Here is a 15,766-nt window from a genome sequence, read left to right as displayed (position 1 = left end):
GAGTGCGGCGGGTGGCGAGGGGGTCAGGCGGTCGCCGGAGGCGGGGTGGTCGTGGTCGGCGGTGCGAAAACCTGGTTGACGTCTTTCCAGTCGTCGAGGAAATCTTGCCCCTTTATGTCGTCGAGGCTTTCGTTCTGGGCTTCCTTCAGATCCTTGATGGTTTTTATCAGCTCGCCGTCGATCTCCCCGAAAAGGGTTTTCTGCTTGGCCAGGATCCCGGCGAGTGAAGTGGAACACGAAGTCATGTATTTAATGAACGGCGTGCCATTTACCGGTGTCTCCTCCTTGTCGTCGTTCAGGGCCAGCCTGCCGAACTGCGGAGGATTTGAGGCGAAGGGGTCCGAGGGTTTCTCCAGTGCTCTGGAGAGCAGAATCATGGTGATGTTCGAACCCGCCTGCGGCGCTGTGCTCGTCAGGGTTCCCAGCTGTGTGACGAACGCGGCAATTCCGTGGACGCCATCTGTTCTGAATTTTTCCAGATGGTCCTCGTCGAGATGGGAAAGATCGATACCTTCGGCCATGGTCTCTCTCTCGAACGGCGGGGCGGAGCGGTGGGGAGGAGCCGGTGTCCCAGGCCGGCATGCCGAAGGCGGCGGCCCGGAGCGACGTACCAGCGCCACCGGTCGTCGCCGGTGGCGCTGTCGGCGGCAGGGTCAGATGCGCACGTTGGACCACTGGTCGGCGCTGCGGTTCTCGTGCTTCCGGTAGATCTCGCTGATCTGGTTCAGCAGGGCGCTGTGGCTCTGGAGAATGGTGCCGAGGCCCTCCGAGGCCCGGTTCCATTCGTTCTGCTTCTGCCCGTACACGGAGGCATCGGCACCCTGCCAGGCTCCGCGGAGGCCGGCCAGTTCCTCGTTGAGCGCGGTGACGGTGTTCTGGATCGCCTTCGTCTGCATCCGCATGTCCTCTGCGGCGCGGTCGACGTGCTGGTACTCGACGTGAATGACACCGTCGGTCTTGTTGGCGTAGAAGTCGGGCATGAAAGCTCCTCGGACGTCAGACGGATGGGAGAAGTGACGAAGGCGGCCGGCTCAGGAAGCGGCCCCCGCCCAGGAAACGGAACCGGCTCAGGAAGCGGACCTGGCTCAGGAAGTGGATCCGGCTCGGGAAGCGGAACCCGCTCAGGAAGTGGACCCGGCTCGGGAAGCGGAACCGGCTCAGGGGTTGAGCTTGTTCTCGGTGCCCTGGGAGATGCTGGAGCGCTTGGCCGCAGCGATGAATTCGTTGATCTCGGCCTGGGTGCGCGACTGCGCCTGCCCGGTCTCGGTCAGCGTCTGCATCATCTCGCCCATGCTCCGGGTGATTACGTCCACCTGGCCGCTCCACTCGTTGAGCAGGCTCTGGAACGCCGCGCCGTCCGCGCCGCCGTAGGCCCTGATGAGGCCGTCCATCACGGTCTTCACGTCGTTCTGGGCCCTCGTCACCCCCTCCTTGGCCTGGGAGAGTGCGTTGTAGCCGCGCTGGTTCTCACTCTGGGCCGAAGTCTGGGTGTTACCGGGAGGCGGGGGAGTCGCCATGGTGGGTTCCTTGTCTGACGCGCGGCAATGAGAACTGACGAGCGAGGGGAGTCGAACACTCGTCTAGATAAAGCCTGATGCTAAAGAGGCTTGTGTGACCCATGCAACGTTCTGTGAGTCATTTGAGGTTCTTCTGATCTTCGAACCCGGACGTGGGGCCGAAGACATGGGAGTAGATGCCGGCAAGTCGGCAGAGATTCACCCACAGTTCGACTGTGGAGCCGTCAACGCATCGGCCGCGGACGTCGACTGACTGTCCGTCGCCGTGGCCACATCCAGTCGCGGTCCCGTGGGCAGCATGTCCAGCAGCCTGGACGGCACGGCCTGGGCGTGGCCGCCCTTCAGGCCCAGCCGCTCCACCGCGGTGGCGTCCGGCAGCCGGTACTTCACACCGACGTCGGTGACCAGGTACGTCGTGGTGCCGCGCACCCCGCCGCCGGCGCCGAGCGCCTGCACCAGGGCGCCGCCTCCCGGGCGGACCGCGATCCCGTCCACCGGCAGGCAGGCCCGCGCGATCTCGGGGCCGGTGGCCGGCTCCGGGACGCCTCCGCTCTCGTGCACCAGGGCGAGACGCACCCGGGGGGCGGTCCCCTCGGGCTGGATCTGGGAGCAGAGCGCCGAGCCGGTGGCGACGGTCCGCACGGACGGGGCGCTGCCGGGCCAGTCCGCCGGGTCCGTCGCGGTCTTCCCGGTGCCGGCCTGCCGGCGGGTCAGCTCGTCGGCGGTCAGGGCCAGCGGCTCCGGGGCCCTGCCCCGGTAGGCCTGGCCCGCGGTGCGGTCGTCGCCGAGCACGAGGGCCGCCGCCAGCGGAGTGAGCGGGCGCAGCCCGGCCTTCTCCAGCAGGAAGTACTGCTTGGCGGTGCCGGGGGAGGAGAGCGCGAAGACCTGGCCCACCCGCGCCGTCGCGCCGGCGACCTTGCCCGTCGCCGTACCGCGGCCGTCGATTTCGGGCGCCAGCAGGTCGGCGCCGGCGGGCAGGCTGTCCAGGAAGGCGGCCGAGACGGGGGCGGGGACGGTGCCGGAGTAGCCGAGCGCCTGCATGGCTCCGTGTCCGCCGATCCGCAGCCGGTGGTCGCCCCACAGCAGGTGCTTGCTGCCGTCGGGGCCTTCGACCAGCACGCCCGCCTGCTTCCCGGGGAATTCACCGCCGGTCGCGAAGCCGAGGCGCAGGGAGGTGCGGGCCTTCCGGTCGGCGCCGTCCGGTCCGGTGCGCTGCGGCTCGTCGGCGCAGACCTGCCAGGCGCCCTTCTCCAGGTCACCGGGGCCGGGCAGCGCGTCCGGGGCGCCGGGGATGCCGACGGGGGTGCCGTGCGCCTCGCCGCGCAGCGAGGCGGCCGAGACGGTGACCGTGCTCAGCTCCTTCTCCGAGACGAGGCGTGCCGAGGCGTAGTTGCGTACGGGGCGGAGCCGGCCGTCGAGGTACAGGTAGCGCGTGCCGGTCTCCTTCTGCACGATCAGGGCGTTGGCCGTGCGCCAGGTCTTGGTGCCGGCCGGGGAGATGAGCCCGAACAGCAGGAAGCCGACGACGAGCACCGCGCCGAGCCCGATGCCCCAGGCCAGGCCGCGGTTGGTGCGGCCGACGGGGCTCTCCGCGGCGTCCGGATCGTGGCGCAGCATGCCGCTGGTGAGCCGGCCCATGACGAACATGTGGGCCTGTACCTGGTCTTTCCTGGACTGCATGCCGTGCTCCCGTCAGCCGGAAATGGCGCGCAGGTCGCCGTAGACGCCGAATACCCACAGCGCCAGCGGGATCAGTGCCACCGCCGCGCAGGTGTGCAGGATGTCGCCGGCCCGTCCCCAGTGGGGCAGGACCCGGCGGCCGGGCACCGTCCAGGAGGTGATGGCCGCGATGCCCGCGAGGGCGAACAGGGCGGCGAGCAGGACCGGACGGTCTTCGGGGGAGAGTTCGGCCCCCTCGGTGAGGGCCGCGAGGACCAGCCCGTACAGGCCGGGCAGGAAGACCGCCGGGCGCTGCCAGACGTTGCCGATGGCGCGGGAGTGCAGCAGCAGGAGCAGGCACAGAACCCCGGCGGTGACCCGGGCCGGGGTGTCCGGGTCGTCCAGGAGCAGTGCGGTGAGCACGGCGGCGCAGACCAGGCCGACTGCCGCGTACAGGGCGGTCATCCACTCCTCGGCGAGCGCGGTGCGGCCGACGACGTGCCCGTGCGGGTGCGGGTCGATGCCTTCCTGCAACTCCTCGGCGTTGGAGGGCAGGACGGGCAGCCGCAGTCCCGACAGCCGGAAGGAGAGCCCGGGGACCAGGCCGCCGACGGCGACGGCGAGCACGGCCACCACGCTCGCGGCATGCCCGAGGCCGACGTCCAGGGTCAGCATCAGCGTCCCCCACACCGCCCCGGCCAGGGCGATCACCGCCACCGACAGCAGCAGCGGGACGAAGGCCGCCACCGCGGCCACGGCCAGGACCGCACCGCCCACGGCGGCGGCGGACGCGGCCAGCAGGCGGGCACCGGTCAACTGCCCGCCGCCGTCCGCCTCTCCGACCGGCAGCAGGGCGCCGGCCAGGGCCAGGTAGGGCGGTACGAAGACCCCGAGGGCGGCTCCGGCGGCCGAGTCCCCGACCGCGCGGGAGGCCGCGGCGGCACCGAAGAGGACCAGCAGTCCCGCGACGCCGGCGACAGCGGCCCGGGTCGGTCCCTCGCCGCCGGGCAGGGCGCAGACCACCCAGCCGGCGGCGAGCAGCAGCACGGCCGAGGTGCGCAGCAGCCAGCGGCCGGTGCGGCTGTCCCAGCCGTGCGGGCGTTCGCGCATGGTGCTGGCGACCCCGTCGACGAGGTCGTCGAAGTGGATCGCGGGCAGTGCCTCGACGCGGGGCCGCAGGTGGAGCGTCTCCCCGTCGCGCAGGGACAGCACCTCGGGGGTGCTCTCCTCGTCCAGCGGCTCCTCGCCGAGCCGTTGCAGCACCCAGCCGCCGTGTTCGATCCCCTGCTCCGCGAGTTCCTCACCGGCGTGGTCGAGCAGGGTCGGCAGAAGGTCGGCCAGCGGCACGTCGACCGGCACGGCGAGGTCGAGCAGACGCTTGGGGGTCTTCACTGTGAGTCGGCACAGACCGGGGCTCGATATGCCCGAAGTTTCAGTCATGGCGGGTGGCCGCACCTCTCCGAGGGGCCGGGGTACCGAAGTGGGGAGGCGCACATTACCTTGGTCAACACGTCAGGTCCCAGGCCCCCCGGGCCCCTTGGCCTGCCCTCGCCCGCGGCGCCCGGCGGGGAGCGGCCCGCACCGACGGAACCCCGCGCGCGGCCGAGGACTGGACGCGACAAGCCCGAGGAGACACCCAGCGTGAGCACCGTTCAGTTCCGCCGGCCCGCCCGTCGGCGGGGTCCCGACATGCCTGACGGGGAACTCGGTCTTCAGGAGCCGCCGACGCTGCCGGAGGCGGAACCCAACACGTCCGCGATGTGGACGTACCTGCCGATGGGCCTCACGTCGCTGGCGATGCTCATGATGTTCCTGCGTCCCGGCCAGGCGACCGCCTTCAGCTATATCGCCATCGGGTTGATGCTGCTCTCCTCCGTGGCCATGATCCTGGCGCAGCTGATCCGTACCGCCGGTGAACGCAAACGCAAACTCAAGGGAGAGCGGCGCGACTACCTGCGCTATCTGACGCAGATGCGCCGCAAGATCCGCGTCACGGTGGGCGCCCAGCAGAAGGCCCTGGCCTGGCGCCATCCGGCTCCCGCCGCACTGTGGGCGCTGACCGGCACCAGCCGGCAGTGGGAGCGCCGGCCTTCCGACGACGACTTCGCCGAGGTGCGGGTGGCGGTCGGGGACCAGAAGCTCGCCATGCGGCTGGCGCCCCTCGCCACCAAGCCGGTCGAGGACCTCGAACCGCTGGCGGCACACGCCCTGCGCAGTTTCATCCGCGCCTACGGCACCGTCCCCGACCAGCCCATCGCCCTGTATCTGCGCGCCTGGTCGCGGGTGGTGATCCGGGAGGAGGGCGAGGGCGAGCAGCGGTCCCGGGCGCTGCTGCGGTCCCTGATCGCCCAACTGGTCACCTTCCACGCCCCGGAGGAGCTGAACATCGCGCTCTGCGTGAGCGACGAGCGGCGCGCCGGATGGGAGTGGCTCAAGTGGCTGCCCCACGCCCAGCACGGCTACCAGCGGGACGGTGCCGGTCAGGCCCGGCTCGCCGCGGCGGACTTCCAGGCTCTGGAGGAGTTGCTGGGCGCCGACTTCACCCAGCGGCCGCCCTTCGACCCGGAGACCCCGCCGGGGCGCGACGAGCCGTTCACCGTCGTCGTGGTCGACGGCGGGGCCGTGCCCGCCGGGCACCGTGTGACCGGGCCCGGCTACCGCAACACCGTACTGGTGGACCTCAGCGGGGCTCTCGCCTGGAAGGCCGCCCGGGGCACGCTGCGACTGCGCCTCGACCAGGACGGGCTGTCCCTCGTCCGGACCGATCGCGAGCGCAAAGAGCAGGCCACTCTGCTGGGGCAGCCGGACCGGTTCGGACCGGCCGCCGCCCGCGCCCTGGCCGCGCGGCTCTCCCCGTACCGGCTCGGCGGCGGTGCCACGGCCTCGGAGCCCTTCGTCACCGACACCGAACTGACGGCGCTGCTCGGCATTCCCGACCTGCGGCGGCACGAGCCCGCCCGGCTCTGGCGCCATCCCGTGGAGGGGCGCGGGCGGCTGCGGGTGCCCATCGCCGTCGGCGAGGACGGCACGCCCGTCGAACTCGACATCAAGGAGTCCGCCCAGGGCGGCATGGGCCCGCACGGCATGCTCATCGGCGCCACCGGCTCCGGCAAGAGCGAGCTGCTGCGCACCCTCGTCCTCGGTCTGGCGCTCACCCACTCCTCCGAGACGCTCAACTTCGTCCTCGTCGACTTCAAGGGCGGCGCCACCTTCCTCGGCATGGACAGACTGCCGCACACGTCCGCCGTCATCACCAACCTCGCCGACGAGGTCGCCCTCGTCGGCCGCATGCAGGACGCCCTGCACGGGGAACTGATCCGCCGTCAGGAGCTGCTGCGCAAGGCCGGCAACTACGCCTCCCTCCTGGAGTACGAACGGGCCCGCGCCGCCGGGACGCCCCTCGCGCCGCTGCCCAGCCTGTTCGTCGTCGTCGACGAGTTCAGCGAACTGCTCGCCGCGCACCGCGACTTCATGGAGCTGTTCATCATGATCGGCCGGCTCGGCCGGTCGCTGGGGGTGCACCTGCTGCTCGCCTCCCAGCGGCTGGAGGAGGGCCGGATGAACCAGCTGGAGGGCCATCTCTCGTACCGCATCGGTCTGCGCACCTTCTCCGCCATCGAGAGCCGCGGCGTCCTCGGCGTCCCCGACGCCTACCACCTGCCCTCGCAGCCCGGCAGCGGCTACCTCAAGAGCGGGGTCGAGGCGCTGACCCGCTTCCGCGCCGCCTATGTGTCCGGTACGTACAAGGCGCCCCGCCGGGGTGCCCGCCGGGAGCAGATCGCCCGGCAGGTGGTCCCCTGGGGGACCGAGTGGGTGGTGCCCCACACCCTGCCGGCCGCTCCCGACCCGGAGCCGGAGACCGAACCGGAGACCGAGGAGAGCCTGCTCGGCCTCGCCCTGGACCGGCTGCGGGACAGCGGACCGCCCGCCCACCAGGTGTGGCTGCCCCCGCTGGACACCCCGCCGAGCCTCGACGCCCTGCTGCCGCCGCTGACTCCGGACCCCGACTTCGGGCTCACCGCCGCCGGTTCGGTGGACCGCGGACGGCTCCGCGTTCCGGTCGGCCTCGTGGACCGCCCCTTCGAGCAGGTGCGGGATCTGCTCACCGTCGACCTCTCCGGCGCCGGCGGCCACGTCGCCGTCGCGGGCGGACCGCAGAGCGGCAAGAGCACCCTGCTGCGTACGTTGATCTGCTCCCTCGCCCTCACCCACTCCCCCCGCGAAGTGCAGTTCTACTGCCTGGACTTCGGCGGTGGCGCGCTGGCCTCGCTCGGGGGCCTTCCGCACGTCGGCGGCGTCGCCGGGCGGCTGGACCGGGAGCGGATATCCCGCACCCTCGCGGAGGTCACCTCGCTGCTGAACCGGCGCGAGCTGTTCTTCCAGGAGGAGGGCATCGACTCGATGCCCTCCTACCGCAAGCGGCGCGCGGCGGGCGAATTCGCCGACCAGCCGTTCGGGGACGTCTTCCTCGTCGTGGACGGCTGGTCCACGGTGCGCAACGACCTCATGGACGACCTCGGTGTCTTCGGCGAACTGGCCTCCCGCGGCCTGAACTACGGTGTCCACCTCGTGATCGCCACCTCGCGCTGGGTGGAGCTCTCCGCCGCCCTGCGCGACCAGATCGGCACCCGGCTCGAACTGCGCATGGGCGACCCCATGGACTCCGCCATCGACATCCGCAAGGCCGGCACCATCCCCACGTCGCCCGGCCGGGGCCTCAGCCCCGACAAGATGCACTTCCTCGCGGCCCTGCCCCGGATCGACGGCCAGGAGCAGGCGGAGGACCTCTCGGAGGCGCTCGCCGACCTCGTCGAGGCCGTCGCGGAGAGCTGGGACGCACCGCCGGCACCTGCGGTGCGGATGCTCCCCACCCACCTGCCCGCCGCCGGACTTCCCGCCTCCGACCGGCCGCTGCGCGTGGCGATCGGCATCGACGAGGTGGAACTCGCGCCCGTCTGGCACGACTTCGGCCAGAGCCCGCACCTCTACCTGGTCGGTGACACCGAGAGCGGCAAGACCAGTGCGCTCAAGCTGCTGGCCCAGCGGATCATGGCGACCCACGGTCCCGACCAGGCGAACTTCCTGGTGGTCGACTACCGCCGGGAACTGATCGAGGCCATCCCCGAGGAGTACCGGCTCGGGCACGCCGTCTCCGCGGACCCGCTGCGCGAGTACGTCGACGGTGTGGCCCGCGCGATGACCGAGCGGCTCCCCGGGGAGGACATCTCCCCGGCCCGGATGCGCCGTGCCGACTGGTGGAACGGGCCGCGCCTCTTCGTCGTCGTCGACGACTACGAGATGGTCGGCTCGCCCTTCGACGGCCCCTTCGAACCGCTGCTCAACCACCTGCCGCTCGGCTTCGAGATCGGCCTGCACATGATCGTCGCCCGCGCCTCCACCGGCGCGGGCCGGCCGGACGCCCTCGTCCGCAAGATGAACGAGGTCAACTCGTCCGCCCTGCTGATGTCCTGCCCGCCGTCGGAGGGCTACCTCCTCGACAACGTCAAGCCGCGCATCATGCCGCCCGGCCGGGCCCAGAGCGTCGTCCGCCGCAAGACCCGGCTGGTCCACCTCGCCCTGCCCGAGCCCGGTGAGGAAACCGCCGAGGAGGAGTGAGCCCGGAGACGGCGTGAGCCCCCGCGGGCTCCCGCCGTCTCCGTCTTTGCAGGCCGTCGAGCGGTCAGCCGAGCGGCCGGCCCTCGGAGTCCAGCCGGCCCGGCTGCCAGCGACGGCCGCGGCCGCGTGGCAGGACCACGGCGAGGAAGGCCACCAGCAGGACCGTCCCCGCCGCGGCGGCCGTCACCAGGTAGGCGGTGGACCGGGCGCCCGCCGTCTGCGGCTCCCCCGGCAGACGGACCGGGTCCGCGTGCGCGACGGCCGCCGGAGCCTTGCCACCGGCGGCCCCGGAGACTGCCCCGTACGGGTCGAGCGCGGGCAGATCCCCCGGATACGCACCCGCCAGCAGCCGCTCGCGCACCTCGGCGGCGCTCAGCCCGGGGTGGTAGGAGCGCACCAGCGCCGCGGTGCCCGCGGTGATCGCCGCGGCCAAGGAGGAACCCGAGGCGGTCCACTTGCCGTCGCCCACCGGGCCGGGCCCCACCAGGGCGCCGCCCGGGGCGGTCAGGTCGGCGTGCCGGAAGGGCGGTGCGGACTCCGGCCTCGTCCCCTGCGGCCCGGTGTCGAGCACCGCCAGCGCCTGGGCCGGGGCCACCGGGGCCGGGGGCGCCCCGGAGACCCCCGGCGGCACGCTGTCCGCCGCCGCCGGCACGATCACCAGGGCGTCCTTCGCGCGGGCCACGGCCATCGCCTCGCGCACCCGCTTGTCGGAGCCGTCCAGGGGGGAGGCCACCGTGATGACGTCCGCACCGGCCTCGGCCGCCTCCCGCACTCCGGCCGCCAGCCGGCCCGTGTCCGGCTCGCCCCGCTCACCGGTGCCGCGCACGGCCAGGATCCGCGCCTCGGGCGCCACCCCGGAGAAGCCCTGGCCGGGCATCGCCGCCCCGGCGACCAGACCCGCCTGGAAGGTGCCCCGGCCCACACAGTCCTTGCCCGCCGAGCCCCGTACCCGCACCCGGCCCGCGAGCACGGCCGGGTCGTCACTCACCCCGGTCCCGACCACCGCCACCGTCACCCCGCGCCCCCGCGACAGATGCCACACCTGGTCCAGCCCCAGGGCGCCCCGGGTCCACGGAGCCGCCGCCGTGTCCTTGCCCTTCACGGTCGTGCAGCCCTGGTCCTGGGAAAGCCGGTCCGGCATGCCCGGCAGCGCGGTGCCGCCGTCCTCCGCGACTCCCGCCACCGCGAGGGGGGCCGGTCCGGCCAGTGCCGCGAGGGCGGTGACACACAGCAGCAGACTGGTACGGCGACGCATGGGGCATCCTCGGTTCGGTCCGCCGCCCGGCGGGGGCGGGAGTTCTTCTCGGTCGGGTACGGGCCGGGCCGGCCGGTTCAGCGCCCCTGAAGGTCCTCGGGGAGCAGCAGCCGCAGATCGTCCAGGCTCGGCGCGGCCACGGCACTGAGCCGGCGCGCCTGCCGGGTCATCATGCTCTCCAGCGTCTGGCGCGCCAGACGGGCGTTGCCGAAGGTACGGCCGCGCGGGATCGCGTCGAAGTACGTCCGCAGCGCCGAGGCCGCCCCCGGGGCGCACTCGTAACCGTTGTCCACCGCTTGCCGGCGCACGATGGTGACCAGTTCGTCCGAGGAGTAGTCCGGGAACTCGATGTGCCGGGTGAACCGCGAGGCCAGGCCCGGATTGGAGTTGAGGAAGCGGTCCATCTCCTCCGTGTAGCCGGCCACGATCACCACCACCTCGTCGCGGTGGTCCTCCATCAGTTTCAGCAGCGTGTCCACCGCCTCCTGACCGAAGTCGGAGGAGGAACCGGCGGCCCCCGGGGTCAGCGTGTACGCCTCGTCGACGAAGAGGACACCGCCGAGGGCGCGTTGGAAGACCTCCTTGGTCAACTGCGCCGTGTGCCCGACGTACCGGCCCACCAGGTCCGCGCGGGCCACCTCCACCAGCTGCCCGCGCGGGAGCACGCCCAGGGAGGCCAGCAGTTCGCCGTACAGGCGCGCCACCGTGGTCTTTCCGGTACCGGGCGGGCCGGCGAAGACGAGGTGGTTGCTGATCCGGGGCGCCGGCAGCCCCGCCGCGGCCCGGCGCCGCGCCGTGGCCAGCAGGTTGACGAGGTCGCTCACCTCGCGCTTGACCGCGCCCAGACCGGTCAGCGCGTCCAGCCGCAGCAGCGGGTCCTGGTCGTCCGCGGCGGCGGCGGGCGGGAGCCCCACGTCCTCGGTGGTCAGCAGGGCCAGATCGCGCTCCCCGACATCGCCGCGCGCGGCGAGCCGGGACGCCTGCCGGTCCACTATCTCCTCGAAGACCTTCCGCGCGGTGCGCCCGTTGCCGAAGCCGGCGTCGCGGGGCATCCGCTCGAAGTGCGTGTGCAGCGCCGAACGGGCCTCCGGGTCCAGCTCGTAGCGGTGGGCGGAGCACATCCGCTCCACGATGGTGACCAGTTCCTCCGACGTGTAGTCGGCGAACTCGACGCTGCGGGTGAACCGCGAGGCCAGGCCCGGGTTGGAGGCGAGGAAGTCCGTCATCTCCTTCGGGTAGCCGGCCGCCACCACCACGACGTCCTCGCGGTGGTCCTCCATCAGCTTCACCAGGGTGTCGATCGCCTCCCGGCCGAAGTCCGCCCCCGAACCGGCGGAGTCCGACAGGAGCGTGTACGCCTCGTCGATGAACAGCACCCCGCCGAGCGCCTTGTTGAAGGTCTCCGTCGTCTTGATCGCCGTCCCGCCGACGATCTGCGCGACGAGATCGGCCCGCGACACCTCCACCAGATGGCCCGAGCGCAGCACTCCCAGCGAGGCGAGGATCGAACCGTAGAGGCGGGCCACCGTGGTCTTGCCCGTGCCCGGGGGGCCCGCGAAGATCAGATGGCGGCTCATCGGCGGCGCCGGCATGCCGAGACCGGCCCGGCGCTGCGCCATCCGGTTCAGGTTGATCAGCGTCAGTACCTGGTCCTTGACGTCGTCGAGGCCGATCAGGGACCGCAGCTCCGCCACCGCGCCGCTCTCCGCGTCCACCTCGGCGGTCACGACGGCCGCCCCGCCGGGCAGCCGGCCGTCGCCGGCCGCCACCGCGTCGGCGGCGCTGCCCCAGGCGTCCGGAGCGCCGTTGTCGGCGCTCGTCAGCTGCTCCACCGCGAGCCGGTCGCCGGGCACGGACTGGCGCAGTCCGCTGCCCCGGTTGTCCCGCAGGGTGCAGCCGATCACCGAGACCGGATCCGAACCCTCCACCCGGACTCCGTCGGCGGCCGATCCGGTCACCTCGCAGGAGTTGAGAGACGCCCTCGCGCCTGCCGCGATCAGCACCCCGTGCTCGCCCGCGTCCCGCACCCGTGACCGGGCCGCCGTCAGTTCGGCCTGCTCGTCGACCCGGATCCCCACGGCGAGGCAGTCACTCACCTCGGTGTCGCGCAGGGTCACCGCGCCGAGGGCGCCCACCTGCACACCGGCGCCCTTCGCGGTCCGCAGCCTGGCCTGGCCGACGTACAGGTTGCCGTGCCCGGACACATGCAGCCCCGCGCCCTCGCACTCCTCGATCAGGCAGTCCTCCAGCCGGCCGCGGCCGTCCCCCAGGACCTCCACCCCGTGCTCCGCGGAGCGTGTCACGGTGGTGCGCCGCAGCAGCGGGTTGGCGCTCGCGCGGATGAGTATCCCGCTGCCGCCGCTGCCGACCACCTCCAGCCGGTCGATCTCCGCGGCGGAGTTCTCCTCCAGCAGGACCCCGGTCCCCTCCGCTTCACGGACCGCGGTCCCGGTGAGCACCGGGGACGAGAAGTCGGTGACCCGGATCGCGGAGTCCCGGGCGGCGACGAACACGCACTCCTCGAACACTCCGCGGCTGCGCTCCGTCACCAGCAGCCCGTGTCCCGCGGTCCGGTCCGTGCGGCAGCGGCGCAGGGTGGGCGAGGAACCGGCGCTGACCACGTACCCGTGCCCGGTGGTGTTCCGTACGGTCACGTCCTCCAGGACGGTCGCCCCGGTGGTGCTCATGAACACGCCCACCACCGAGTCCGTCACGGCGGACCGTGTCACGGTGACGGTGCTCTCCTCCTCGGCGGCGATCCCGGGCTTGTCGGCGGCGGAGATCTCGCACTCCTCCACCAGCACCTGGGCGCGGCCGTTGGCGAGGACGCCGTTGCCGCGCGCGTCGCGGAGCCTGCCCGCACGCACCGAGACCCTGCCCTGCTCGCCCGCGACCACGGCGGAGGTGCCCAGGTGCTCGACGACGCACTCCTCCAGGAGGCTCTCCACCGCCGAAGTGGACACCACCCCGGCGCCCTTGGGGTTCTCGATCCGGCACTGGCGGACCGCCAGCGAGCCGGCGCCCCGGGCGAACAGCGCCGCCCAGGAGGCCCCGTACACATCGCACCGGTCGAGCAGGAGCTGCCCGCGCGGGACGTCCACCACCGGCAACTCCTCGTCGTGGCCCCGCAGCACGAGGGAGTTCACCATGGCCGAGTCGCAGGCCAGGGTCAGTGCCGAGCCCCGGCGGGGGGCCAGCTCCACGGTGCCGCGGCCTTCCGTGCTGGTCAGCGTCAGGGAAGTGGCGAGCGTGAGGGTTTCCTCGTAGCGCCCGGGGGCGATACTGATCACGGCTCCGGTACGGGCCATGCGGAGAGCCTCGGAGATGGTGCGGCAGTCGCCCGTCCCGTCCTGCGCGACGGTGAGCAGCTGGCGTGACACGTTGTGACCTCCCGGGCGCCCCGACGCCGTTCCGCTGTACAGCGTCCGCTTGCACCCGGGGCGTGTGGAACTGATGTGCCCATCATGCCTGTCGGGGCGGACGGCCCGCCACCGCCGTCGTCAAGGAATCCGGAGGAAGCAAGGCGAACGGGAAGCGACTGGTCAGGCTCGCGGCGCGTCGGCCCCTGCTCCCCGGGAGGACGTGACCGGACGGCCCGTCCCGTCCCGCCCCTTCCCTTCTCGCCCCCTTCCCTTCTCGTTCCTTCCGTTCCTTCCCGCCGTCCTTGCGGCTGCCGGTCCTGTCACGGCCCGTGCCCGGCGGGGTCCGGCATGGCCGGGGCCGCCGGGAGGCCTTCACCTCCTCGATGTCCACCACCTTCACCATCAGCGCGATCGGTGTCCTCGCCGCCGCCCTCCTGGCCACGCTGGTCATGCGCGACGGCGAGCCCGAGCCCGCCGCCCCGGCCGAGGAGCCGGAACTCGTCGCCCGACCCCGGCGAGAAGGCCGGCCGGCGCCCCGCCCCGGGACACCGGCCTTCTTCCGCCGCGGGTGCGCCCTCCTGCGGCCGGGGGAGCCGCGGGTGGTGGCGCGGGTTGATGCCGGCGTACGGGGACGGCATCAACGCAACGCTCCGCGGGGGTGGTTGATGCCGCGTAGCGTGAAGTGCCGCAGCGCCGCACCGCTCGCAGCGCCGCATCGCTTGAAGCGCCGCACCGCTCGCAGCGCCGCATCGCTTGAAGCGCCGCATCGCTCGAAGCGCTGCCGCTCTTGAAGTACCGCGTACCGCACCGCTCGAAGCCCGGAGGAACACGGTGGGAAGTCACGTCCATTCGCGCGTATCGGCCTATGCCATGGCCACCGCGCACGGCCGGCTGCTGCTGACTCGGCTCTCGGAGTCCTCGCCGGTCTTCGAGCCGGGGCTGTGGCACCTGCCCGGTGGTGGAATCGACCCGGGCGAGCAGCCGGGGGAGGCGCTGGCGCGCGAGCTGTACGAGGAGACCGGTCTCGAACTCCTCGATGCCCGGCTGGTGGACGCGCGGTCGTACACGGCCCAGCGGCTCGGGATCAGCTGGAATCTGGTGGGGCTCTTCTACCGCGTCGAGCTCAAGCCCGGCCCGCTGACGGTCACCAAGGCCGGTGACTCGACGAGCGCCGTCGCCTGGATGCCGTTGTCCGGCCTGGACGACTCGGCGCTGTCCCCGGCCACGATCGACGCCCTCGGGCTGATCGGCGCTCCGGGCGGACGGACCGCGGCCGCCCGCTGAGCGGTTATTCGTTTGTGGCGTGCCGGATCTTCCGGAACGGTGGGCCGGACGACAACGGGCCTGCCGGGCCGATGAAGGAGTGTCCGTGACCGCTGGGAAGATGCACGCCGACGAGGCGGAGATCGATGTCTCGCTCGTGAGGAGGCTGGTCGGCGCGCAGTTTCCGCAGTGGGCGGATCTCCCGCTCGACCCGGTCGCCTCCGCGGGGACGGACAACGCCCTGTACCGGCTCGGCGAGGACATGGTGGTACGGCTGCCCCGTATCCCGGGAGCGGCTGATCAGGTCGCCAAGGAGCAGCAGTGGCTGCCGAGGCTCGCGCCGCTGCTGCCGCTGCCCGTTCCCGAGCCGCTCGGGCAGGGGACCCCTGGTGAGGGCTATCCCTGGAACTGGTCGGTGTATCCCTGGCTCAAGGGCGCGAACGTGGAGCGCATCGCCGATCCGGGCCGCACTGCCGTGGACCTGGCCGGGTTCGTCACCGCCCTGCACGCGATCGGCACCGACGGCGGGCCGCCCCCGGGCGGGCACAACTTCTTCCGCGGTGTGCCGCTGGCCGCCCGCGACGCCGCCACCCGCGGGGCGATCGCGGAACTGGCTGCGGCCGTCGACACCGACGAGGTGACCGCGGCATGGGAGGCGGCGCTCCGGGCCCCGGCCCTGAGCGGGGCGGCCGTCTGGATCCACGGCGATCTGTCCTCGGGAAACCTGCTGTTCCAGCAGGACAGGCTGAGCGCGGTCATCGACTTCGGGGGCCTGGGCGTCGGTGACCCCGCCTGCGACCTGATCCCCGCGTGGGAGATCTTCTCCGCCGAGCACCGGGAAGGTTTCCGCGACGCGCTGTCGGTCGACGCCGCGACCTGGCAGCGGGGCCGCGGCTGGGCACTCTCCGTCGCGTTGATCCAGCTGCCCTACTACCAGCACACGAATCCGCCGCTCGCCGCCCGCTCGCGGCACGTGATCGCGGAGGTCCTGGCCGACCACCGAGCCGGCAGGTGACCCGCCCTCAGGACGCCGTTCCCGGCGCGCCGTTCGCCGCACGGGCACCCGCCACCACCTGGTGGCGGGTGTCCGTCCG

Annotated in this window: 11 protein-coding genes; 4 read left to right on the top strand and 7 right to left on the bottom strand. The window is 72.6% G+C overall.

Annotated elements, in window-relative coordinates:
• Nucleotides 1-23 precede the first annotated feature (23 nt).
• The 5 genes from ACIOMQ_RS04715 to eccD form a co-directional block, all read right to left on the bottom strand.
• Nucleotides 24-521, bottom strand: coding sequence for a type VII secretion system-associated protein (locus tag ACIOMQ_RS04715; protein WP_401262950.1), 498 nt, complete (start codon nt 519-521; stop codon nt 24-26).
• 132 nt (nt 522-653) lie between these two features.
• A complete protein-coding gene (locus tag ACIOMQ_RS04710) occupies nt 654-980 on the bottom strand; it encodes a WXG100 family type VII secretion target (RefSeq protein ID WP_362195029.1) in 327 nt (108 codons plus the stop codon).
• Nucleotides 981-1,157: 177 nt separating this feature from the next.
• Complete coding sequence (locus ACIOMQ_RS04705; protein ID WP_362195032.1) at nt 1,158-1,517, bottom strand: hypothetical protein; 360 nt, start codon at nt 1,515-1,517, stop codon at nt 1,158-1,160.
• A gap of 198 nt (nt 1,518-1,715) precedes the next feature.
• Nucleotides 1,716-3,197: a type VII secretion protein EccB gene (eccB, locus tag ACIOMQ_RS04700; protein ID WP_362195035.1), complete on the bottom strand. Its 1,482-nt coding sequence runs from the start codon at nt 3,195-3,197 to the stop codon at nt 1,716-1,718.
• A gap of 12 nt (nt 3,198-3,209) precedes the next feature.
• The gene (gene eccD, locus ACIOMQ_RS04695) at nt 3,210-4,616 is read right to left on the bottom strand and encodes a type VII secretion integral membrane protein EccD (RefSeq protein ID WP_401262955.1); all 1,407 of its coding nucleotides are present in this window, start codon (nt 4,614-4,616) and stop codon (nt 3,210-3,212) included.
• Nucleotides 4,617-4,817: 201 nt separating this feature from the next.
• On the opposite strand from eccD, the gene eccCa reads away from it, so the two are divergent.
• Entirely contained in the window at nt 4,818-8,792 is a 3,975-nt protein-coding gene (gene eccCa / locus ACIOMQ_RS04690; RefSeq protein ID WP_362195041.1) for a type VII secretion protein EccCa, read from the top strand.
• Nucleotides 8,793-8,856: 64 nt separating this feature from the next.
• Here the strand turns inward: eccCa and ACIOMQ_RS04685 are convergent, their stop codons facing one another.
• Both ACIOMQ_RS04685 and ACIOMQ_RS04680 read right to left on the bottom strand, forming a co-directional pair.
• The gene (locus ACIOMQ_RS04685; RefSeq protein ID WP_402187829.1) at nt 8,857-10,047 is read right to left on the bottom strand and encodes a S8 family serine peptidase; all 1,191 of its coding nucleotides are present in this window, start codon (nt 10,045-10,047) and stop codon (nt 8,857-8,859) included.
• 77 nt (nt 10,048-10,124) lie between these two features.
• Nucleotides 10,125-13,427: a right-handed parallel beta-helix repeat-containing protein gene (locus tag ACIOMQ_RS04680; RefSeq protein WP_362195047.1), complete on the bottom strand. Its 3,303-nt coding sequence runs from the start codon at nt 13,425-13,427 to the stop codon at nt 10,125-10,127.
• Nucleotides 13,428-13,792: 365 nt separating this feature from the next.
• On the opposite strand from ACIOMQ_RS04680, the gene ACIOMQ_RS04675 reads away from it, so the two are divergent.
• The 3 genes from ACIOMQ_RS04675 to ACIOMQ_RS04665 all read left to right on the top strand — a co-directional run bounded on the left by ACIOMQ_RS04675 (nt 13,793) and on the right by ACIOMQ_RS04665 (nt 15,687).
• Nucleotides 13,793-14,200 carry a hypothetical protein gene (locus ACIOMQ_RS04675; protein ID WP_402187827.1) on the top strand — a complete coding sequence of 136 codons (408 nt, stop codon included), beginning with the start codon at nt 13,793-13,795 and terminating at the stop codon, nt 14,198-14,200.
• A gap of 40 nt (nt 14,201-14,240) precedes the next feature.
• Nucleotides 14,241-14,693, top strand: coding sequence for an NUDIX hydrolase (locus ACIOMQ_RS04670; protein WP_401936879.1), 453 nt, complete (start codon nt 14,241-14,243; stop codon nt 14,691-14,693).
• Between the two features lie 85 nt (nt 14,694-14,778).
• Nucleotides 14,779-15,687 (top strand): aminoglycoside phosphotransferase family protein, encoded by a 909-nt coding sequence (locus ACIOMQ_RS04665; protein WP_402187825.1) that lies wholly within the window; start codon nt 14,779-14,781, stop codon nt 15,685-15,687.
• Nucleotides 15,688-15,766: the final 79 nt, after the last annotated feature.

This window comes from Streptomyces sp. NPDC087845 (genome assembly GCF_044742755.1).
Classification (GTDB): Bacteria; Actinomycetota; Actinomycetes; order Streptomycetales; family Streptomycetaceae; genus Streptomyces.
This window is presented reverse-complemented; position numbering and strand designations above follow the sequence as displayed.

What these genes read in the sequence shown, in the direction of transcription:
- ACIOMQ_RS04710 (WP_362195029.1), bottom strand. Translation starts at nt 980, where the DNA reads ATGCCCGACTTCTACGCCAACAAGACCGACGGTGTCATTCACGTCGAG.
- ACIOMQ_RS04675 (WP_402187827.1), top strand. Translation starts at nt 13,793, where the DNA reads ATGTCCACCACCTTCACCATCAGCGCGATCGGTGTCCTCGCCGCCGCC.
- eccB (WP_362195035.1), bottom strand. Translation starts at nt 3,197, where the DNA reads ATGCAGTCCAGGAAAGACCAGGTACAGGCCCACATGTTCGTCATGGGC.
- eccD (WP_401262955.1), bottom strand. Translation starts at nt 4,616, where the DNA reads ATGACTGAAACTTCGGGCATATCGAGCCCCGGTCTGTGCCGACTCACA.
- ACIOMQ_RS04705 (WP_362195032.1), bottom strand. Translation starts at nt 1,517, where the DNA reads ATGGCGACTCCCCCGCCTCCCGGTAACACCCAGACTTCGGCCCAGAGT.
- ACIOMQ_RS04715 (WP_401262950.1), bottom strand. Translation starts at nt 521, where the DNA reads ATGGCCGAAGGTATCGATCTTTCCCATCTCGACGAGGACCATCTGGAA.
- ACIOMQ_RS04685 (WP_402187829.1), bottom strand. Translation starts at nt 10,047, where the DNA reads ATGCGTCGCCGTACCAGTCTGCTGCTGTGTGTCACCGCCCTCGCGGCA.